Below are 20,839 nucleotides of genomic sequence, written 5' to 3' on the forward strand. Positions count from 1 at the left end.
GTGGGGCCTTTCTGGAGCTGCTGGAGGGTAAGGAACTGCCAGGGATAGTGGCGTTACATTATTGCCGTACAGTTAACGCTATGCGGTCCTAAAATCCGAAGTACTTATTTTTCAAAAGATAGTTTTTAACATAATCAGTTACGCCGTCTTCCAAGGTAGTTATGGGATTTGAGTAACCGGCCCTTTTTATCTTTTCGAGTCTTGCCTCGGTAAAGTATTGATATTTTCCCGCAAGATGCTCAGGAAGGTCGATATATTCGATATTTACAGGTCTGTCCAGGGCGTTGAATATCGCGGTCACCAAGTCGTTCCATGTGCGCGCCCTGCCCGAACCCACGTTGAACAGCCCATTTTTTTCTTTTTTATCGAGAAAGAACAAGGTCATATCAACGGCGTCTTTAACGTAAATAAAATCGCGCATCTGCTCACCGTCTTTGTAGTGCGGATTCCTCGATTTGAATAGCTTCACCCTCCCCGTATCCATGATCTGTTCGAATGCCTTATGGACCACGCTGCGCATATCTCCTTTGTGATATTCATTAGGGCCGAACACATTGAAATATTTCAAACCGACGATCCTGCCTATGACCCCTTTCTTAACAGCCCAGATATCAAAGAGGTTTTTAGAATAGCCATACATATTGAGAGGGCGCAGAAGACGGCACAGGTCTTCGCTGTCGTCAAAGCCAAGGGAGCCATCGCCGTATGTGGCAGCGGAAGAGGCGTAGATAAATCTGATATCCCTTTCAAGGCAGTATTGTGCAAGTTTTTTTGTATATTCATAGTTGTTTCGGAGTAGGTGGTCGGCGTCTTTTTCTGTTGTGGATGAGTTCGCCCCCATATGGATAACGGATCTGGCGTCAAAGTTCAGCCCGGCCTTGATTTTGTCTATAAATTCGTCTTTATTTATAAAATCGTAATAGTTCAGCCCGACAAGATTCTTCCATTTTTCGTCATGGCCAAGCTCATCGACAATAATAACCCTGTCTTCTCCAAGGGTGTTCAATCTCCAGACTATCGAGCTGCCTATAAAACCCGCGCCCCCGGTTACAAGTATCAAATCAGATCCTCCTCAAGATATCTTGCGGCATCCTTTTTAGGGTTTGTCTTCCAATATGTGGTATTAAAGCCTTTCATCATGATGATATCCACCCCTGATCCTAGGATTTTGTCGGCCCCCTTCTCTGCCTCGTCACCTCGTATAAAAATACGCTTGCAGCCGATGCTGCATTGAGGGATCCTATCCCAGGATGCTGCGGTATAGAGGCGGTGATGTCGCAGGTCTTTTTGATCAACCAACGAATCCCTTCACCCTCTGCCCCGACTACAAGGCATATAGGCCCGGAAAGATCGACGTCCCAGACGACGGTCTCCGCCTCGGGGCTCAGCCCTACCACCCAAAGCCCCATGCCTTTGAGTGCGGCTAGCGCCCTTGCCAGGTTTGAGACCTCGCAGACCCTTATATGCGCAACCGCCCCAGACGATGCCTTGATAACCACGCCGTTTATCTCGGGGCAACTCCTTGACGGGACAATGACCGCCTGTGCCCCGAACGCCACGCATGAGCGTATGATCGCCCCCAGATTCTGGGGATCCGTTATCTGATCACATGCAACAAGAAGCGGCGTATGATCGCCCACGTGTCTAGGGAGCTCAGCAAGGTCTATCGGCCATATAGGCATGACTCGCGCCGTAACGCCCTGGTGTACAGCGCCCGGCGCTATAGTTTGTTTGTTAAAGTCTCGTACGCCTATAGGTTTTATACCGCATTCCAGGGCCAGAGTCAGGAGTTTACGCTGCCAGGGTCTGTTCCCGAACGATGGCAGCACGCATATCTCCCTTACAGCATCCGGGCATGTCTTTAAAAACTCCATTACAGGGTGTATGCCCCAGATCGTTACAGGCGCTCGGCCTTGAGATGTCTCCATTTATTCCCTTTGCGGCGATCTTTCAGACATTACGGCCGCATTGTACACCCAAGGACTCGGCAAGCCCGGCCCTTTCGAGGACCCTCTTTGTCCTACAGCGTCTGGCAAGGATTATGGCCTTTAACTCTTCAAGGGCGGTCTCAAGCTCATTGTTTACCACTGAAAATTCGTATTCTGTTACCGCATCCAATTCAACAGCGGCATTTTTGAGCCTGAGCTCGAGCCATTCACTGTCTTCACTCCCGCGGGCATAAAGGCGCCTCTCCAGTTCTCTCCATGACGGCGGTAAGATGAAGATGAATACGGCATCCGGAAAGGTCCTTCGAATCTGTCTGGCCCCCTGCACGTCTACATCAAGGAGGACGTCCGCACCCTCTTTGAGCCGTTCGAACACCTGCGATCTCGATGTGCCGTAAAGGTTCCCGTGCACCTCGGCCCATTCCAGGAACCCGCCATCCTTTTCTATGGCCTCAAAGCGCTCTCTTGAGACAAAAAAATAGTCCCTTCCGTCTATCTCCCCTGGTCTTGGTCGCCTTGTGGTATGGGAGATCGAAAAGCAGAGCCTTTTATCGTCTGCCAGCAGTCTCCTGCAGAGCGTAGTTTTACCCGCCCCCGAAGGTGCCGAGATGACAAAGATGTCCCCCTGCTCCATCCGACGCTATTCTGCCGGGGGGAGATCTTTCTCCCCTTCCTTCTCATCGATCTTTGTAAGTAAATCCGCTGCAAGCCTCTGGGCGATGGTCTCGGCCTGAATCGCCGAGAGGATCACGTGATTACTGTCAGTTACAATTATGGATCTCGTCCTCCGCCCCTGGGTTGCATCTATTAGTTTGTCGTTGTTTTTGGCCTCTTCCCGCAGGCGTTTGATAGGTGCCGAAACCGGATTTACTATGGCCACCACCCTCTCGGCCACTATGGAGTTTCCGAATCCGATGTTCAAGAGTTTACATTTGCAACTCATTCCGTCCTTCCCTTCTAGTTTTTTTAAAGGCATTAAATTTATATCTTTACCAGCCTGCAGTAAACTGTTTTGGCGCTGGTATTGATGACATCCACTTAAAATTTTTGAATTTTAAACTCTTTTAAACAATATTTTGAACCTGCTCCCTGATTTTTTCAAGGGCGCCTTTTATCTCAACGCATATGTGAGAGATGGTCGAATCTGCCGACTTGACCGCCATGGTGTTGATTTCCCTGAACAGCTCCTGGAGCAGGAAGTCAAGCCGCCTTCCTATCGGACCGTTTTCGGAGAGCAGTTTCTTGAATTGCCCTATGTGGCTTTCGGCCCTCACCAGTTCTTCTGTTATATCGAGACGGTCCGCAAGGACAGCAAGTTCCTGTGCCAGCTTCGATTCATCCACCGGCACATCCTTCAAAATGGCCTTGATCCTTTCGGACATGGCCCTTTGTGCCTCGACAAGGTGCGTTGAGGCGCGCTTTGATATCTCGTTCAGTTGTGCCTCTATATATTCGATCCTTGTTGTCATATCCTTTTGAAGTGCGGATCCTTCTCCCAGCGCCATATCTTCAGCCTCGTCCAAGAGACGTTCAAGCGCCGGGCCCATGAGCTGCCACATATTCTCAGGGTCTTCTTCCTTGTCCTTGATAATAATAATGCCCGGCAGGGCCTTCAGCAGCAGCGGCAGATCGACAACGCCCTCCAGCCCAAGTTCCTGCTTGAGCCTGAGTGCTGCTTCTATGTAGGTCCTTGCAAGAGCTGTATCGGGTTCAAATGATGCGATCCCTGGACTCGTCAGGCCATTGGTTCGGCCTGAAGCCTGGATGTTGAGCTCGATCCTGCCGCGCTGTAGCCTCCCTTGGATGAGTTTTCGTATCCTATCTTCAAGGGGCGAGGCCCATCTGGGGGCCCTTATGACCAGGTCGCAGTATCTGCTGTTTATCGATTTAAGTTCCATGACGAGGGCGAGCTCTCCTTCTGAAACCTCTACCCTTGAAAATGTAGTCATGCTTCTTGGCATATCTTTTCCTTGAGCTCTTCTCGAGTCAAGACCGCCGTTCCAGCCTTGCCTACGACGATCCCTGCTGCGATATTGGCCAGGCAGGCGGCCTCTTCTAGGGCAAGCCCGCTTGCAAGCCCAAGCGCAAGTGTTGCTATGACGGTATCTCCTGCGCCTGTAACATCAAAGACTTCCTGGGCCATGGTCGGGATTGTAAAGAGTCCGTCGTCTCCTTGCCAAAGCGCCATACCTTGTGGCCCCATTGTAATTAGCACGGCCTCTGTTTCAAGCCTTTGTCGGATCGTCCGGGCCGCTTCTTTAAGCGTCGCCTCATCGTTTATTTTTACGCCGGCCAGGTCTTCAGCCTCTTTTTTGTTCGGAGTTATGAGGTTTACATTCCTGTATAGATGTCGGTTTTTTGGTTTGGGGTCAACAAGGATGGGGATGTTCCTTTCTTTCGCCAGATCTTTGAGACCCCTCATCAGACCATCTGTGACCGTGCCTTTTGCATAATCCGAGACCACGATGGATGAGATACCATCTTTTAGATTGTGGACAGCGGCGAGCATAGGCTCGATACATTCAGCCCCTATGGGCGCCCTTTGTTCCTTGTCCACCCTAACGACCTGCTGCCCCCTTGCTATTATCCTGGTCTTTACCGTGGTCGGGCGCCCGTCTTTTACCACAGCGGAGGTGTCTATGCCTTGCCCTTGGGCCATATCTTTTATAGAACCCCCCATTGGGTCGTTGCCGATTACCCCACCCAAGGCCACCTCCGCGCCCATAGACCTCAAGTTGTTTGCTACATTTGCGGCCCCGCCGAGCGTTATCGTCTCTCCGCTTACCTCGATTATTGGGACAGGGGCCTCAGGGGATATGCGGAAGACCTCGCCCCAAACGAACTGATCAAGCATGAGATCGCCTATCACCAATATACGTGCCTGCTCGAAGGCCTCCACGGCCACAAGGAGCCTAGTTCTGTCTGTCATCTGATCTTTAATCATCTGTCTCCAAGCGGCCTAGCCTCGTCTATTAACATCACAGGGATGCCGTCTCTGATCTCATAGATGAGCCTGCATCTATCGCAGATAAGTCCCTTTTTGTCATCCGAGAGCCTGATATCCCCTTTACATTTTGGACAGGCCAGCAGTTCCAACAGTTGATGATTTAGATTTACAGACTGATCCATCTTAATCTCCATATATACAGTTTGTCTATGCCCGGGCAGTGTTTTCTTTTACTGCCTTTAATACGGCGGCGATGACATCAGAGGATTTTATACCTGTCATGCAAACAGGATCCTGGCACATGCGTTTGAAGCATGGGCTGCATCCAGTCTCCAGCCTCAGGACTTGGTGTCTTTTTCCAAAAGGCCCTGTCCTCCATGGCGCCGTCGGACCGAAGAGTGCTACGACAGGGGTGCCGACGGCAGCCGCAAGGTGCATAGGGCCTGTATCGGTGCTTACTACTACGCTGGTGCGTTCGAACAGGGCCGCAAGCATCTTCAAATCCGTCCTGCCAGTAAGATCAATAATGCCCTTTCCAGCAAGCGATACGATCTCCCCTGCAAGCCCTTTGTCGCCAGCCCCGCCTGCTATTACAGGCATAAGACCCAATCTGTCTATGCAGTAGCCGGCGACTTCGCTGAAACCTCTGCTCGTCCAGCGCTTGGAGGTCCATGCCGCCCCTGGAATCAGGCATATGAGAGGCCCTTTCGAGATCCCAAGGTCCCTTAACAGCTGATCGAGCCTGGCCCTGTCTTTGTCGTCAAGACCCGTCGGGAACTCCGGCTTATCGGTTTTTGCCCCGAGATGGGCTGCAAGCCTTAGATATCTCGTTACCGCATGTTCATTTGGATCATAGGCCGGGAGTCGCTTATTCAAGAAGATCGAGCTCAATTCTCTACCACCTGAAAAGCCTATCTTTACCTTTCCTCTTGAAAAAAGGGTTACAAAACCGCTTTTGAAGAGTCCTTGAAGGTCCACGACAAAGTCGTAATCCCTGAGCCTGAGACGTCTTAAAAAGGTCGCGGCCTTGTATAGAAACTTAGGCCAATCAGCAGGGTTTGATGCCAGCTCCCCCAATCCCTTCCGTGGGAATACTATGAGTTCGTCGAGCATGGGGTGTGCGTCAAGGAGGCCTGAAGCCGCCTCCCCGACCACCCAGCCTATATGCGCATCGGAGAATGTCATCCTGAGGGCTGCAAGGACTGGGAGGCTCTGGACCACATCGCCGATAGCGCTCAGCTTTATGATCAAGATCCGCATATGAATTTACTGGCGTCAAGGATGTCTGCAGCGATATACACGATATTCTTTTTGTCTTGTCTTGCAAGGCGCTTCAAGGTCTCCAGCCCGAAGCCGGTAAGTACCAGCACCGCCTTTGCACCGGAGTTCCATGCAAGCTCCATATCTCGGATACTGTCTCCTACCACAAAAGACTCGGAGATGTCTACATCAAGGTCGTTGCTTGCCGCTTCGATCATACCTGTAAGGGGTTTTCGACAATTACATTGGATGTTATAGCGCCCCACGCCCTCCGACGGGTGATGAGGGCAATAATACCACCCATCCACCCTGGCCCCTGATCTCAGGAGTCTTCTTGCAATCTCTTCATGGATCGCCTTGACATCTTTCTCTTCAAAGAGGCCTCTCGCAACACCTGATTGGTTTGTGATCACTGCCACCGCATAGCCCTTTCCGTTGAGCATAGCTATGGCCTCGGCGGCCGTGTCTATAAGGACGAGTTCCTCCGGGCGGCCCAAGTAGCCCATTTCTATATTGATGGTACCGTCTCTGTCCAAAAATACCGCCTTGCGTCTAGTCTTCATTGGTTCAAAGCCATCTTTCACAGGCCTTTAAGACCTCTTCTACGCCGATGCCCAACATACATTCGAATCCGTTCGGGCACGTGCGCTTCAGGCATGGGCCGCAGGGCAGGATGCGACTGACGACAATGGCTTTTTCAGTCCACGGACCGGTAGTTGTCGGATTAGTCGAGCCGAAAAGGGCCACAAGCGGGGTGCCAAGCGCTGCGGCGACGTGCATAAGGCCTGAGTCATTCGTAACCAGGAGACGAAGCCTATTTATGATACCCATTGCCTCGACAAGACTGGTCCGGCCAGCCAGGTTGCAGGCCCTTTTGCCTATGCCTGCACATATCTCTTTGGCCAAGGTATTTTCACCTTCCGTCCCAAGGACGACTATGCAGCACTCGCTGTGCCTTTTTGTAAGCGTCTTGCCGAGTTCGATAAAGCGCCCGCTGGGCCAGCGTTTTGCCGGGCCATATGCCGCGCCGGGATTAAATCCTATCAGCATGTCTTTTTCAATACCAACTGAAGAAAGGATACGCCCCGCCCCATCCTCTCCTTCTTTGGGGACGTCCAGGACGAGCCTGGGCTTTTCAGGTGCCGTTTTTTTCTCAAGCCCCATCTTTTTTATCAAGTGATCCACAAGGCCGAGATAATAATAGACCTCGTGTCTGGTTTGTTTGTCGCCAGGCACCGTTGCGCCGTGTGTGAGGAGTATGGACCTTCCGTCTGTATTATAGCCGATGCGTACAGGTACCCCTGCCAGAAAAGGTATGAGCGCCGATTCGAACGAATTGGGAAAGACGACGGCAATATCGAATTGTTCGGCCCTTATGCGCCATGCAAGCCGAAACGGCCTTATTAGCGGATCTGCAAGGCTTTTTTTGTCGGCGACTATAACTTCGTCTACGTCTGGGTGTCCTGTAAAGACTGACGCCTGCGCCGGTCTTGCCAACACCTTTATCTTTGCATCCGGGTAGAGCCCAGCCAGCGCAGTGATGGCAGGAGTGGTCATGACGGCGTCGCCGATCCAGTTGGTGGATAAAACAAGTACTTTCAGCGTCACTTAAAACGGTACGTCGTCTTCAATTGGCGGGGGGGTCTCAAGACCTTCTGTTTCACCGCCAAGACGTTCCTTTTTGGAATCCAGCATTTGGATATCCTGGGCCTGTATCTCGGTTACATATCTTTTTATGCCGTCTTTATCTTCCCAGGAACGGGTCCTTATCTGCCCTTCAACATAAATTAGGCTACCTTTATTAAGATATCGTTCACAGATCTCGGCAAGCCTTCTCCATGCGATCACCCTATGCCAGTCCGTCTCCTCTTCCCACTGCTCCCCTTTTTTAACAGCCCTGTTAGTGGCCAGGCGCAGATTGGCGACCGGGGTGCCGTCCTGGGTGTAGCGTATCTCGGGATCTGCGCCAAGCCTACCTATAAGCATTACCTTGTTTAGTCCTCTGGCCATTGATGTCCACCTTTATTTTAGTTTTCGGTGTTATACCGAAAACTTGAATTGACCCTTGCCAAGGAGGTCGTGGAGATGCACTATTCCGGCAAGACATCCCTCCCTATCCACAACCGGCAGTACGGTAATCAGGTGCTGCTCCATGAGCGTTATGGCCTCGGCCGCCTGCGCCTCAGGGCGGATACTCTTAGGTCTTTTGGTCATGATTTCTTCTATGGATCCCTTTGTCAATCCGCCTGATTTTACAATGAAACGTCTGAGATCACCGTCCGTAAGTATGCCCAGGAGACAGCCCCCGTCGCCCAGCACCAGGACTGCACCAAGCCCCTTGGCGTCCATTTCGTTTAGGGCCGTAGGGATGTCTGTGCCTATGTGTACTGCAGGTATCGCATCACCTCTCAGCATCACTTCCTCCACCCTTACCTTCAATATTTCTCCGAGAGAGCCGCCCGGATGGTTGCGTCTAAAGTCCTTTTCATTGAATTTGCGCATGTTCAGAAGGACCACCGCAAGGGCATCCCCAATTGCAAGGGCTGCTGTCGTGCTGGCTGTCGGGGCAAGACCCAGCGTGCAGGCCTCACGTTCTACCCCTGTATCTATCACAACTAGGCTAAGTCTTGCCAGCGTTGAATTCAATCCGCCCGTAAGGGCGATTACTGGGATGCCCCTTTTTTTGAACACCATGATCAGGGCATTCAGTTCCTGCGTCTCCCCACTATTTGAAAGGGCGATTATCACATCATCCTGGCCTACCATGCCCAAGTCGCCATGGAGGGCCTCCACGGGGTGGAGAAAGATAGATGGAGTCCCTGTGCTCGCAAGGGTTGCGGCTATCTTGCGGCCCACAAGCCCGCTCTTGCCGATCCCTGTCACTACGACCCTGCCGGTAGCCTTAAAGATGAGGTCTGCCGCCTTTACAAAGCTATCTCCAAGATGCCCTTGGACGCGCTTAAGACCTTGGATCTCAACCTCTATGGCATCCTTTGCCTCTTTTAATATCGCATCCGCATCCCTTTCGGGCGGGGTCCGGTATGTCTTCTTGTCTTCCTCAGTCATTGTTCGAGCTGGAATTTACCCTTGTAATCGTCAACAGGGACGGGATAGTGGCCGTTGAAACAGGCCAGGCAAAAACTGTTCGGGTCCCCCCCGGCAGATTTCAGCATGGCATCGATGCTCAGGTAGTGAAGCCTATCGAGCTCCAAAAATCGCCTTATTTCCTCTACCGAGTGGTTTTCTGCAATGAGTTCGCCGCTTGTTGAGAAGTCGATCCCATAGTAACATGGAAATCTGATCGGCGGACAGCTAACGAGCATGGTTATCTCCTTTGCCCCGGCCTCCCTTATCGCCCTTATCCTGGTCAGGCTTGTCGTGCCTCTGACTATCGAGTCTTCCATGATTATGACGCGTCTGCCATAGATCATCTCCTTTACAGGGTTGAGCTTGACCCTTACGCCGAAGTCTCTCATGGATTGGCTCGGTTGGATGAAGGTCCTGCCCACATAGTGGTTCCTGATGACGGCAAGCTCAAGCGGTATCTTGGCTGCCTGCGCATATCCTACCGCCGCATAGTTTCCTGAGTCAGGAAAAGGCATGACGAAATCGGCCTTGACATCCACCTCTTTTGCCAATGCCGCACCGAGAGTCTTCCTAAAGCTGTAGACGTTTTGACCGAAAATGTAGCTGTCAGGTCTGGCAAAATAGATGAATTCAAAGATGCAGTGGGCACGTTTATGGGATTCGATCCCTTTGAACGACCTCAGGCCATTTGCATCTATAATCACTACCTCGCCAGGCGCCACATCCCTTATGTATTCCGCCTGGATCAGGTCAAGGGCGCAGGTCTCGGATGAAAGCACGTAGGCTTTGCCCAGTCTTCCGATGCAAAGTGGACGAAAGCCGAACGGGTCGCGAAGGCCTATGATGCTGTCCTCGGTCCCTATGACGACGGAATAGGCCCCTCTTACCGCGCCCATCATGGATGTTATCGCATTTTCAAGCCCCTTGATCCCAGCCCTGGCCAAGAGATGCACCATTACCTCGCTGTCCATTGTGGTTTGGAAGATCGAGCCTCTGGCCTCAAGCTCATGCCGAATTGCCCCTGCATTTACGATGTTTCCGTTGTGCGCGAGCGCCAGGGCGCAGCCGGAGTGCCTGATGCAAAAGGGTTGGGCATTTTGGAGTATGGATGAGCCTGTAGTTGAATATCTCACATGGCCTATTGCCAGATGCCCTTTCAGCTCCTTGAGCCTTGCCTCGTTGAATACCTCGCTTACAAGGCCCATTGCCTTGAATTCCCTGACGTTTTTGCCGTCTGAACTGATAATGCCGGCGCTTTCCTGCCCCCTGTGCTGCAGGGCATATAGACCGAAATATGCAAGCTTTGCGGCCTCCGGGTGCCCATAGATGCCGAAGACGCCGCACTCTTCACGGATTTTAGGCCAAGGCCGAGGGATTGAGATCATATTAATGTCCATATTTTTTGTAGTATTCTTGAAGGGGTTTGACCTTCATATCCTCCGACTTCAATGAAGCAATGGCCTCGGCGGCCGCCCTCGCACCTTGGACAGTTGTAAAATACGGGATTTCATACTCAAGGGCCGTTCTTCTTATGTAATAGGAATCGGATCTGGTCTTCTTGCCGCTCGGGGTATTGATGACCAGGTCGATCTTGCGGTTTTTCATCAGGTCTATAACATTCGGTCGCCCCTCGGATATCTTGAACACCGTCTCATTTTTTAGTCCATTTTCTCTAAGAAAGAGCGATGTGCCTTCGGTTGCGACGATGTCAAAGCCCATCTCCTTGAGCTTTCTTGCAACAGGAAGTATGGCCGCCCTGTCGCCGGTCTTTATGCTGAAAAAGACCGTACCACTTATGGGTAGATTGAGTCCGGCTGCAATCTGGCTTTTTGCAAAGGCCATCCCGAAGCCTTGGTCGATTCCCATGACCTCACCGGTGGATTTCATCTCCGGGCCCAGGATAATGTCCACGCCAGGAAACCGCCTGAACGGGAAGACCGATTCCTTGACGGCCACATGTTTTATCGGTACGTCTTTTGTAAGACCGAGCTCCCTCAATGTCTTTCCGATCATGACCTTGGTTGCAAGTTTGGCAAACGGAATTCCTGTGGCCTTGCTTACAAAAGGTACAGTCCTTGAGGCCCTTGGGTTTACTTCAAGCACATAGAGCCTGCCATCTTTTACTGCATACTGGACGTTCATCAGGCCCACAACATTCAACTCTCTGGCCATGGCCTTGGTCGCCGAACATATCTCGTCTATTAGCGCGCATGAGAGGGTCCGCGGCGGGAGGACGCAGGCGGAGTCGCCTGAGTGTATTCCGGCTTCTTCTATGTGTTCCATGATCCCGCCTATTACAGTTGTCTCGCCGTCGGATATAGTGTCTACGTCTATCTCGGTCGCATCCTGGAGGAATTTGTCAATCAGTACGGGTCGTCCCTCAGAGACATAAACCGCTTCGGCCATAAACGATTTGAGGCCTAATTCGTCATAGACTATGCGCATGGCCCTTCCGCCAAGGACATAGGACGGTCTTACAACTATCGGATACCCGATCTCCCGTGCAGCCAGAATGGCCTCTTCGAGCGAGTAGGCCGTCCTATTTTCGGGTTGGATGAGCCCGAGCTTACGTAGCATGTTTTGAAAGCTCTTCCTGTCCTCGGCCATGTCAATGCTTTCAGGACTGGTTCCAAGTATCCTAACCCCAGCGCTTGCCAAGGGAAGGGCGAGATTCAGCGGGGTCTGTCCGCCGAATTGGACGATGACGCCCATCGGCCTCTCTATTTCAATTATGTGCAGTACGTCTTCAAGTGTAAGCGGTTCGAAATAGAGCTTGTCTGACGTGTCGTAGTCCGTCGAGACGGTCTCCGGGTTTGAATTTACCATGATGCTCTCGATACCTTCTTCTTTTAAGGCGAATGCCGCATGGACACAACAGTAGTCGAATTCTATGCCCTGGCCGATCCTGTTAGGTCCGCCCCCAAGGATCATGACCTTCCGCCCTGTGCCTGGTCTGGCCTCGTCTTCCGTCTCATAAGTGGAATAAAAATAAGGGGTATGTGCCTCGAATTCGGCTGCGCAGGTATCAACCAGTTTATAGACCGGCCTTACACCGTTTTGCCTCCTGAGCTCCCTTACCTCGTCTTGTGTGAGCCCTGCAGCCCATGCGATCTGGACGTCTGAGAAGCCCTCTCTTTTATAGTGGAGTAGGTTGTCTTTGAGCGTCTCTCTTGTCTCGAGACAGAGGCGTTCACCTTCTTCTTTTATCATAGCTATCTGGTGCAGAAACCAGGGGTCTATGCCTGTAAGTCTATGGATTTCGCCGATATCAAACCCCATGGACATGGCAAGTGGAATATAGAATATGCGTTCCGAGTTCGGGGTCCTTAGCCTCTTGATCACAGCCTCTTTATCAGGCATTCCACTGAAACGTTGCCATGGATCACGCCCGTCAAGGCCTAGGCCGAAGCGTCCAATCTCAAGGGATCTCAGACCTTTTTGAAGGGCCTCTCGGAATGTCCGCCCTATGGCCATAGTCTCGCCGACGCTCTTCATTGAAGTGGTGAGTATGTCTTCGGCCTCTGGGAATTTTTCAAATGTCCAGCGTGGTATCTTCACTACGCAATAATCAATCGTCGGCTCAAAGGAGGCCATCGTTTCTTTTGTGATATCGTTTGGGATCTCATCGAGCGTATAGCCTACGGCAAGCTTTGCCGCTATCTTTGCTATCGGAAAACCTGTGGCCTTGGACGCAAGGGCGCTTGAGCGTGAGACCCGGGGGTTCATCTCGACCACCACCATCTCACCATTTTGGGGGTTTATGGCAAACTGGATATTGGATCCGCCCGTTTCGACCCCTATCTCTCGTATGATAGCGAGGGAGGCGTCTCGCATGACCTGATATTCCCTGTCGCTCAGGGTCTGTGCAGGGGCCACAGTGATGCTGTCCCCGGTATGGACACCCATAGGGTCGAGGTTTTCTATGCTGCAGACTATTACAACATTATCCCTTGCATCGCGCATGACCTCAAGCTCAAACTCCTTCCATCCGATAACAGACTCTTCGAGCATGACTTCATGGATCATGCTTAGATCCAGCCCGTGGGAGCATATGTCTTCAAGGTCTTCAGGATTATATGCGATGCCGCCGCCTGTACCGCCAAGCGTGAAGCTTGGACGCACGATTAGCGGAAAACCAATTTCCCTTGCAGCAAGCATTACCTCGTCCATTGAGCGGACTATGGCGCTTTTGGGTATTCTGAGGCCTATTCTGGTCATGGCATCCCTGAAGAGTTCCCTATCTTCGGCCTTGTGGATCACTTCGCGGGACGCCCCTATCATCTCGACCTGGAGGTGTTCGAGCACCCCCATGTCTGCCAAACGCACAGCCGTGTTCAGGCCGGTCTGCCCGCCGAGTGTCGGGAGTATGGCCTGGGGTCTTTCTTTCTCAAGGATCTTTTCAAGCACGGCAGGGGTGATGGGCTCGACATATGTCTTGTCCGCTACGTCGGGATCAGTCATGATTGTAGCCGGGTTTGAGTTCACAAGCACTACCTCGAAACCCTCTTCCCTTAGGGCCTTGCAGGCTTGGGTTCCGGAATAGTCAAATTCACAGGCCTGACCTATGATAATAGGTCCGGAACCGATGATCAGTATCTTTTTTATGTCCGTTCTCTTTGGCATTGTCTCATCATCTCTGTAAAGCGATCGAAGAGGTATTCGGCATCATGGGGCCCTGGTGCGTTTTCTGGGTGATATTGTACTGAAAACATAGGGAATTTTTTGTGCCTCATACCTTCTACGGTATGATCGTTCAGATTTATGTGTGTTATCTCAATTTCGGGTGGGAGCGACTTGTCGTCCACTGAAAAACCATGATTCTGAGATGTAATCTCTATCTTACCGGTTTCAAGATCTTTGACAGGCTGATTTGCACCCCTATGGCCGAATTTCAATTTGAACGTCCTGCCACCGACGGCAAGCCCCAGTATCTGGTGTCCAAGACATATACCAAAAATTGGGCGTCTGCCGATGATCCCCTTTACAGTCTCTACGATCCCGCAAAGAGCGGCAGGGTCTCCCGGACCGTTAGAGAGGAAGACCCCGTCAGGTTCCACTGATAGGAGTTCATCTTTTGAGGCGGTGCATGGAAACACCACGCACTCGCAGCCTCGTTTTTCAAGGAGCCTCAACTGATTGTATTTAAGACCACAGTCCAGGACTGCTACCCGGAGATCCCTTGATTTTGTCTTGCATATATTCTGCAGGGTATGCGCATTTAGAGTTGTTATTTTATCGTCTTTCCATATGTATGGCGTCCGGCAGGTCACCTCTTTTACAAGATCGCGGCCCACAAGCCCTGGCGACGACCTCGCCTTTGCTGTCAGCGAGCCTGGATCAAGGTCTTTGGTGGAGATCGCGGCCTTCATGGCCCCTTTAAGGCGGATGTGTCTGGTGAGTGCCCTGGTGTCAACCTGCTCGATGCCCAATTTGTTATGAACCATGAGATATCGTCTGAGACTCATGTCCGCCCGCCAGTTGCTGTAGGCCTCTTCGTATTCCCTGACTACAAGGGCCTCTGCGTGGATGTCGCAGGACTCGATATCCCTGTTGTTTGTTCCGTAGTTGCCTATGAGTGGGTAGGTCATTGTGACGATCTGCCCTTTGTATGATGGGTCTGTCAATATCTCCTGATAACCCGTCATGCTGGTATTGAAGACCATCTCGCCATAGACCTCACCATGGCCCGTGAACGACCGTCCTTCAAATATCCTCCCGTCTTCAAGGGCTATAAGCGCCTTCATGTCTGTGTCCTTCTTGCGGTGTTTGTCAACATCAGTCAGGATCTCCGGCTATGAATTTCTGTACGCGTTGAAAGGCCTCGTCGTCCGTCATCTGCATCGGCGGATGTTTCATAAAATATGCGCATGGTGCGAGGAGCGCCCCCCCTATTCCCCTTTCGAGGGCAAGTTTGCAGCAACGTATCGCATCTATAACGATGCCGGCCGAATTCGGGGAGTCTTCGACCGAGAGCCTAAGCTCAAGATCCATGGGGACGTTTCCGAAGAGCCTGCCTTCCATGCGGATGAAGGCAATCTTGTTGTCCTTCTGCCAAGGCACATAATCGCTTGGGCCGATATGTATGTTTTCATCGGCAAGCGGTTCATCGAGCATGGCTTGCACCGCGTCGGTCTTCGAGAGTTTTTTGGAGGCCAGACGCTTGCGGTTTAGCATGTTTAAGAAATCCGTATTTCCGCCGGTATTGAGCTGATATGTCTTGTCGAGGTGCACCCCCCTTTTTTTGAACAAGTTTGTAAGCACCCTGTGGACGATCGTCGCTCCAATCTGAGATTTTATGTCATCCCCTATGATGGGGAGTCCTTTTTCTCTGAAACGTCCTTCCCACTCCGGATCGCTCGAAATGAAGACCGGTATGTTGTTTATGAACGCCGTCCCTGCCTCTAATGCGCAACTGGCATAAAAACGCGTTGCCTCTTCAGAGCCTACGGGCAGGTAGTTGAGGAGTATTTCCGCACCCGAATCCTTCAGGATCTTTATTACGTTATCCTCGTCGGCCTCTGGGCCATCCGCCAATACGAAGGTCTGGTCTTCAGGATAGTCGGACATGTGTGTGGAAAAACCGTCAAGCACTCTTCCCTTTATCACCTTGACCCCTGTCTTTGGTATATTGTTGAAAAATATCTTGGTGCAGTTTGGTCTTGCAAAGATCGCCTCGGAGACGTCGCGACCGACCTTTCTTTTGTCAATATCGAAGGCCGCAACCACCTCTATGTCTCCAGGTCTGTAACCGCCGATATCCCAGTGCATAAGGCCGATGGCCTCATCGCCCCGATCCTTCTTGTGATAATAATTGATACCTTGCCATAGAGAAGAAAAACAGTTGCCGACTCCGACTACAGCAACCCTGATCTTTCCCATCTCAAAATCTCTCCTTGTCCCTTTAAATGGTGGTGGCCATTCAGGCCTCAATGGCCTCTTCTTCGACCTCGATCTCCAGTTCGAAAAAACTTTTCCCGCAGTCGTAGCATTTTACGTCAATGATGTTTTTGGAGCCAAGCGAGACATATATTTCATCGCAGCCACATTCGCATGGACCGGCAACAGACTCATTTATTATTTGGTCTATTGACGGGCGAGCCGCTATGGGTATATCGGGATCGTATTCTATTTTCACATGAGACCTCCTGAAAATTACGCAATATGTCCGGTTTTGTCTGTGAGGTGAGATCCATATTGACGTATTTTGATGGCGATATCATAACAATGAAAAATAAGAGTTGCAAAGGCTTTTTGCCCCGGGGGTATCTTGATTTAATTGATTTTTTAGATGAATTTGTTGAAGATGATAAAAATGGAGGTGGATTGTGAATGTCTTTGACAAGATTGCATCGAATTGGGACGAAGAGCCTGCAAGGGTCGCCTTGGCGCATGGCGTTGCATCGGCGATCGCAGAAAACGTCCCGCTAAATAACAGCATGAAGGCCCTTGAATACGGCTGCGGTACAGGGCTTGTGACACTTGAAATCGCCAGGCGGGTACGTGAGGTGCTGGCGGCCGACGCCTCAGAAGGGATGCTATCCGTGCTTAAGGAGAAGATCGCAAGGTTCGGCGTAAAAAACATATTTCCCCTGTTCACAGATCTTACTAAGACAGGGCCGCTTGACGGTGGATTCGACCTTATTTATACAAGCATGACACTCCATCACATCCTTGATTTTGCAGGTATGCTGAAGACCTTCCGCTGTATGCTCATGCCGGGTGGATTCATGGCCATAGCCGACCTGGATCTTGAAGACGGTTCCTTCCATAGGAATGGGGCGCCGATCCCTGCTCATAATGGCTTTGATAGAAGTGAGATATTGACGATCATGGGGTCTCTCGGCCTCAAGGATTTGAAGGCGGTGACTGCGCACGAGATGCGGAGGGCCGCTCCTGATGGAAGCGTCCGCGTGTATCCGGTGTTTCTTATAGTCGGTGTGCTTGCATGAGAAGATTTTAGGTATCCGGGTGTTACAGCCACCCAGACGCGGCCTGTTTACGCTTAGGGTCTTGCCGCTGCATGACATCTTATAAAGTGATTCGAGCCAGCCTCCACCCATTCAGGCGGGGTTTTTGCGCATGCCCAGGCTGAAAGCGGACATCTCGCATAAAATCGGCATGCGCTGATATCCCGCACATCTTTTGATGGAGAAGGCTGCGATTCCGCTGCGGTGTTTTCCGTCATTTGATTATTTATCTTCCGCCTCGGATCCGGAAGGGGGACGGATTTGATGAGATAATCTGTATATGGATGGTGTGGGATGCCTCGGTAAGGCGGCCTTTCTTTGGCGTCTGGTACGGCGCCTATTTCCAAAAAGGCGTCTTTCGGCATGACCTCTACTATAACCCCCTTATACATAACCGCGATCCTGTGACTTATAAATTGCACCACCGGCAGGTCGTGAGAGATGAAAAGATAGGAGAGCCCGCGTCTTTGCTGGAGGTCGAGGAGGAGATTGATGATCTGGGCCTGTATCGACATATCAAGGGCGGATGTGGGTTCATCGGCCACTATGAGCCTTGGGTTGGTGGCCAAGGCCCTTGCGAGGCCTATCCTTTGACGCTGGCCGCCGCTGAATTCGTGAGGATACAGGTCCATTGCCGATGCATCGAGCCCGACCTCTTCGAGGAGCCCTGCCACCTTTTCTGTAAGTTCTTTTCCTTTAAAGAGCCTATGTATCTTTAAGGGTTCACTAAGGGTATTAAAGACCGTTTTTTTGGGATTGAGCGATGAAAACGGGTCCTGGAAGACCATTTGGGCCTGCCTTCTGAACTCTTTGAGCCTTGTGGAATCAAGTCTATCTATGTCATTGCCGCAAAAAATAATCTTGCCGCGTGTAGGCCTTTCAAGCCCAAGTATGAGCCTTGCAAGGGTAGATTTGCCGCAGCCGCTCTCTCCCACAAGCCCTAGTATTTCACCCTCGCTGACAGAGAGATCGACCCTGTCTACAGCCTGCAAAACGCCTTTCCCTGCATCAAAGAGCCCCTGTCTGATCCTATATTCTTTTGTAACGTCTATCAGTTCAAGGAGCGTCATTATCCCCCTATTCAAAGAGTATTTTGCCTGTCATGGCGTCCGGCAAAGGAAGGCCCATTATTGTAAGGGCCGTTGGGGCCACGTCGGCCAATATCCCTCTTGACAGCCTTGCACCTCTTCTTCTGCTGTCTATCATGTAAAACGGCACAGGGTTTGTTGTGTGCGTGGTTGACGGTCCGCCGTCAGGGGCGAGCATCACCTCTACATTCCCGTGGTCAGCGGTTATCAGCGCCGCGCCGTCTTTTTTTGTCCAGACATCGGTTAGTTCACCTACGCACCTATCCACTACTTCGCATGCAGTGACAGCCGCCTGCAAGACGCCAGTGTGCCCCACCATGTCGCCGTTTGCAAAGTTTACGACGATTAATGCATAGTCATTCTCTGTTATTCGCTTAATGAGCTCGTCCTTTATCTTGAAGGCACTCATCTCCGGCTTTAAGTCATATGTTGCGACCTCACGCGGGGACGGAATGAGCACCCGCTCTTCAAGATGGAACGGCGTCTCCTCGCCGCCGTTGAAGAAATATGTGACATGGGCGTATTTTTCCGTCTCTGCGATCCTGAGTTGTTTGAGCCCTGCCGCTGCCACCTCTTCGCCTAGGATGTGGGAGAGGTGTTGCGGCGGGAAGGCCACAGGGGAGTTGAATCCTTCGTCGTAAAGGGTCATTGTTACAAAGGAAATCAACGGCCTGTCGCTGATGTTGAATTCGGAAAAGCCTGGCTCAATAAACGCCCTGGTGAGTTGTCTGGCCCTGTCCGCCCTGAAATTGAAGAAGATGACCCCATCGCCTCGGCCTATTCTGGGCGTCATTTCACCCCTTTCATCTTCAAGGACGACAGGCCTTATAAATTCATCTGTCTCGCCCATGGCATACGCCGTTTCGATCGCGGCCACAGGGTCCTTTGCCCTTCGGCCTTCTCCCTTTACAAGTGCCTTGTAAGCCGCCTCCACCCGTTCCCATCTCTTGTCTCTGTCCATTGCGTAGTAACGGCCTATTATGGTGGCTATCTTGCCCGAGCCTAGTCGGTCCATCTCGGCCACAAGCTCCCTCATATAGCCGGCTCCACTTGACGGCAGGGTATCTCTGCCGTCAAGGAAGGCGTGGACACAGACCTTGGCGAGGCCACGGTCTCGCGCCATCTTGAGGAGTGCAAACAGATGCCCTATCTGGCTGTGGACTCCGCCGTCTGAAACAAGGCCCATGAGGTGAAGCGTATGGCCGGAGTGCAGGATTTCATCCATGATCTTTACAAGCGTTTTATTTTCAAAGAACGATCCATCCCGGATGGTCTTGTCTATACGGGTCAGCTCTTGATATACTATCCTGCCCGCCCCGAGGTTCAAATGCCCTACCTCCGAGTTCCCCATTTGGCCTGCAGGAAGCCCGACGGCCTCGCCCGATGCCGTGAGGAGGGTAAAGGGGTATTCGTTGTAAAAGCGGTCAAGATTGGGTGTGTTTGCGAGCCTGACCGCATTGCCCTCTGTATCTTCGCGCCAACCCCAGCCGTCCATTATGATCAGCATGACCGGTCGGATGTCGTTTTTCATGTATGGCCCCCTTTGTTTATTTTTTGATATATTGTCTCTTCGCTTGGCTCCAGAGGCCTTCGAGGTCGTAGAAGGCGCGCATCGGTTCATAAAAGAGATGTACTACCACCTCGCCGTAGTCCATGAGTATCCACTTAGCCTCCTTTTTGCCCTCTATGTCTAGCGGATGGATGTCTTTTTGCGCGAAGACCTCCAGGATATTGTCGGCCATGCCTTGGATATGTCTGGCGGATCGTCCGTGGGCTATGACAAAGAAACTTGTGAAGTCTGAAAGGCCTCTCAGATTCAGGATCACTACCTCTTCACCCTTGTTGTTTGCCACCTCATTCGCCAGTTCGACGGCCAGCTTCATCGCCTCGTCTCTATAGAGGTCGTTTGCGCTGATATATTTGGTCACCTCGTGAGGAAGGAGGAAACGTATAGACCGTCCATTTATCAAAAGTTCCCTCATTTTAGTGCTAGATATCTCGATATGGGTCACTTTTGCGAGATAAATGCCCTTTCCTTCTGGCAGCATAAACGCCCCGTCTCCGGGGCCGTCCGGCCTCGCGTTTCTGAAGGTCCGGGCTATAATCCGCTTTACCTCCTCAATCTCACCGTCCTTTCTTCCCATGACGACTATGGAGGTGAATTCGGGTATATGCCAGTATTCCTTCCAGGAGGTTATGGATGCAAATGCGTCGCTGCCGAGGATGAAATAGAATTCCTTGTCAGGGTGTAGGCCGCTCAATTCCCTCAAGGTGTCGATGGAGTATGATGGCCCGTTTCTTTTTGCCTCTATGTCGAGGACCTTGAAATAATCGACGCCATTTACCGCAAGCCTCGTCATGGCAAGTCGATGGTGAAAAGGAGTGATGTCTCCCGTATCTTTGTGAGGTGGGTAAGCTGTTGGAATGAACCATATTTCGTCAAGACCGAACGCCTCTCGCACCTCCTCCGCAGACCTCAGGTGGCCATAGTGGATGGGGTCGAAGGTCCCCCCGAACAATCCTATGTGCATGTGTTACCCCGCG

General features: G+C 51.5%; 21 protein-coding genes. 1 reads left to right on the top strand and 20 read right to left on the bottom strand.

The features are described 5' to 3' along the window. Positions 1-88: 88 nt before the first annotated feature. The 17 genes from rfaD to ACP5SG_RS02170 all read right to left on the bottom strand — a co-directional run bounded on the left by rfaD (position 89) and on the right by ACP5SG_RS02170 (position 16,375). On the bottom strand, positions 89-1,060 hold the full coding sequence (gene rfaD, locus ACP5SG_RS02090; protein WP_237889065.1) for an ADP-glyceromanno-heptose 6-epimerase: 972 nt from the start codon (positions 1,058-1,060) through the stop codon (positions 89-91). 100 nt (positions 1,061-1,160) lie between these two features. Next, positions 1,161-1,928 carry a 23S rRNA (guanosine(2251)-2'-O)-methyltransferase RlmB gene (gene rlmB / locus ACP5SG_RS02095; protein ID WP_237889066.1) on the bottom strand — a complete coding sequence of 256 codons (768 nt, stop codon included), beginning with the start codon at positions 1,926-1,928 and terminating at the stop codon, positions 1,161-1,163. Positions 1,929-1,950: 22 nt separating this feature from the next. Next, positions 1,951-2,580, bottom strand: coding sequence for a guanylate kinase (gmk, locus tag ACP5SG_RS02100; protein WP_424661475.1), 630 nt, complete (start codon positions 2,578-2,580; stop codon positions 1,951-1,953). Positions 2,581-2,586: 6 nt separating this feature from the next. Then, positions 2,587-2,889, bottom strand: a complete 303-nt coding sequence (locus tag ACP5SG_RS02105; protein WP_424661474.1) for a DUF370 domain-containing protein — start codon at positions 2,887-2,889, stop codon at positions 2,587-2,589. 121 nt (positions 2,890-3,010) lie between these two features. Beyond that, positions 3,011-3,907: a YicC/YloC family endoribonuclease gene (locus ACP5SG_RS02110; protein ID WP_237889069.1), complete on the bottom strand. Its 897-nt coding sequence runs from the start codon at positions 3,905-3,907 to the stop codon at positions 3,011-3,013. Beyond that, a complete protein-coding gene (rfaE1, locus tag ACP5SG_RS02115; protein ID WP_428121552.1) occupies positions 3,892-4,890 on the bottom strand; it encodes a D-glycero-beta-D-manno-heptose-7-phosphate kinase in 999 nt (332 codons plus the stop codon). The genes ACP5SG_RS02110 and rfaE1 overlap by 16 nt, the downstream gene beginning before the upstream one ends. Beyond that, positions 4,887-5,075, bottom strand: a complete 189-nt coding sequence (locus tag ACP5SG_RS02120) for a Trm112 family protein (protein WP_237889071.1) — start codon at positions 5,073-5,075, stop codon at positions 4,887-4,889. The genes rfaE1 and ACP5SG_RS02120 overlap by 4 nt, the downstream gene beginning before the upstream one ends. 25 nt (positions 5,076-5,100) lie before the next feature. Next, a complete protein-coding gene (locus tag ACP5SG_RS02125; RefSeq protein ID WP_428121556.1) occupies positions 5,101-6,144 on the bottom strand; it encodes a glycosyltransferase family 9 protein in 1,044 nt (347 codons plus the stop codon). Then, positions 6,141-6,737, bottom strand: a complete 597-nt coding sequence (gmhB, locus tag ACP5SG_RS02130) for a D-glycero-beta-D-manno-heptose 1,7-bisphosphate 7-phosphatase (RefSeq protein WP_237889073.1) — start codon at positions 6,735-6,737, stop codon at positions 6,141-6,143. The genes ACP5SG_RS02125 and gmhB overlap by 4 nt, the downstream gene beginning before the upstream one ends. Next, on the bottom strand, positions 6,721-7,761 hold the full coding sequence (gene waaF, locus ACP5SG_RS02135) for a lipopolysaccharide heptosyltransferase II (protein ID WP_424661471.1): 1,041 nt from the start codon (positions 7,759-7,761) through the stop codon (positions 6,721-6,723). The genes gmhB and waaF overlap by 17 nt, the downstream gene beginning before the upstream one ends. Continuing rightward, a complete protein-coding gene (locus tag ACP5SG_RS02140; RefSeq protein ID WP_237889075.1) occupies positions 7,762-8,163 on the bottom strand; it encodes a single-stranded DNA-binding protein in 402 nt (133 codons plus the stop codon). A gap of 30 nt (positions 8,164-8,193) precedes the next feature. Beyond that, positions 8,194-9,219, bottom strand: coding sequence for a KpsF/GutQ family sugar-phosphate isomerase (locus ACP5SG_RS02145; RefSeq protein WP_237889076.1), 1,026 nt, complete (start codon positions 9,217-9,219; stop codon positions 8,194-8,196). Continuing rightward, positions 9,216-10,625 carry an amidophosphoribosyltransferase gene (gene purF / locus ACP5SG_RS02150; RefSeq protein WP_428121564.1) on the bottom strand — a complete coding sequence of 470 codons (1,410 nt, stop codon included), beginning with the start codon at positions 10,623-10,625 and terminating at the stop codon, positions 9,216-9,218. The genes ACP5SG_RS02145 and purF overlap by 4 nt, the downstream gene beginning before the upstream one ends. Before the next feature lies 1 nt (position 10,626). Then, positions 10,627-13,863: a carbamoyl-phosphate synthase large subunit gene (carB, locus tag ACP5SG_RS02155; RefSeq protein ID WP_237889078.1), complete on the bottom strand. Its 3,237-nt coding sequence runs from the start codon at positions 13,861-13,863 to the stop codon at positions 10,627-10,629. Then, positions 13,842-14,984 (bottom strand): glutamine-hydrolyzing carbamoyl-phosphate synthase small subunit, encoded by a 1,143-nt coding sequence (gene carA / locus ACP5SG_RS02160; RefSeq protein ID WP_424661469.1) that lies wholly within the window; start codon positions 14,982-14,984, stop codon positions 13,842-13,844. The genes carB and carA overlap by 22 nt, the downstream gene beginning before the upstream one ends. Before the next feature lie 31 nt (positions 14,985-15,015). Further along, positions 15,016-16,119: an inositol-3-phosphate synthase gene (locus ACP5SG_RS02165; protein ID WP_237889080.1), complete on the bottom strand. Its 1,104-nt coding sequence runs from the start codon at positions 16,117-16,119 to the stop codon at positions 15,016-15,018. Between the two features lie 40 nt (positions 16,120-16,159). Further along, a complete protein-coding gene (locus tag ACP5SG_RS02170; protein WP_237889081.1) occupies positions 16,160-16,375 on the bottom strand; it encodes a hypothetical protein in 216 nt (71 codons plus the stop codon). Between the two features lie 190 nt (positions 16,376-16,565). Between ACP5SG_RS02170 and ACP5SG_RS02175 the strand changes: the two genes are divergently transcribed. Further along, the gene (locus tag ACP5SG_RS02175; protein WP_428121572.1) at positions 16,566-17,189 is read left to right on the top strand and encodes a class I SAM-dependent methyltransferase; all 624 of its coding nucleotides are present in this window, start codon (positions 16,566-16,568) and stop codon (positions 17,187-17,189) included. A gap of 53 nt (positions 17,190-17,242) precedes the next feature. Here ACP5SG_RS02175 and ACP5SG_RS02180 read toward each other — a convergent pair whose 3' ends face one another. From ACP5SG_RS02180 to nadD, 3 genes are read right to left on the bottom strand one after another with little or no spacing between them, the layout of a single operon-like run. Next, positions 17,243-18,292: an ABC transporter ATP-binding protein gene (locus tag ACP5SG_RS02180; RefSeq protein ID WP_237889083.1), complete on the bottom strand. Its 1,050-nt coding sequence runs from the start codon at positions 18,290-18,292 to the stop codon at positions 17,243-17,245. Then, positions 18,285-19,826, bottom strand: a complete 1,542-nt coding sequence (gene gpmI, locus ACP5SG_RS02185; protein ID WP_237889084.1) for a 2,3-bisphosphoglycerate-independent phosphoglycerate mutase — start codon at positions 19,824-19,826, stop codon at positions 18,285-18,287. Before gpmI ends, ACP5SG_RS02180 begins: the two co-directional genes overlap by 8 nt. Before the next feature lie 16 nt (positions 19,827-19,842). After that, positions 19,843-20,826 carry a nicotinate (nicotinamide) nucleotide adenylyltransferase gene (gene nadD / locus ACP5SG_RS02190; protein ID WP_237889085.1) on the bottom strand — a complete coding sequence of 328 codons (984 nt, stop codon included), beginning with the start codon at positions 20,824-20,826 and terminating at the stop codon, positions 19,843-19,845. Between the last annotated feature and the right edge of the window lie 13 nt (positions 20,827-20,839).

This window comes from Dissulfurimicrobium sp. (genome assembly GCF_049968175.1).
GTDB classification, from domain to species: domain Bacteria; phylum Desulfobacterota; class Dissulfuribacteria; order Dissulfuribacterales; family Sh68; genus Dissulfurimicrobium; species Dissulfurimicrobium hydrothermale.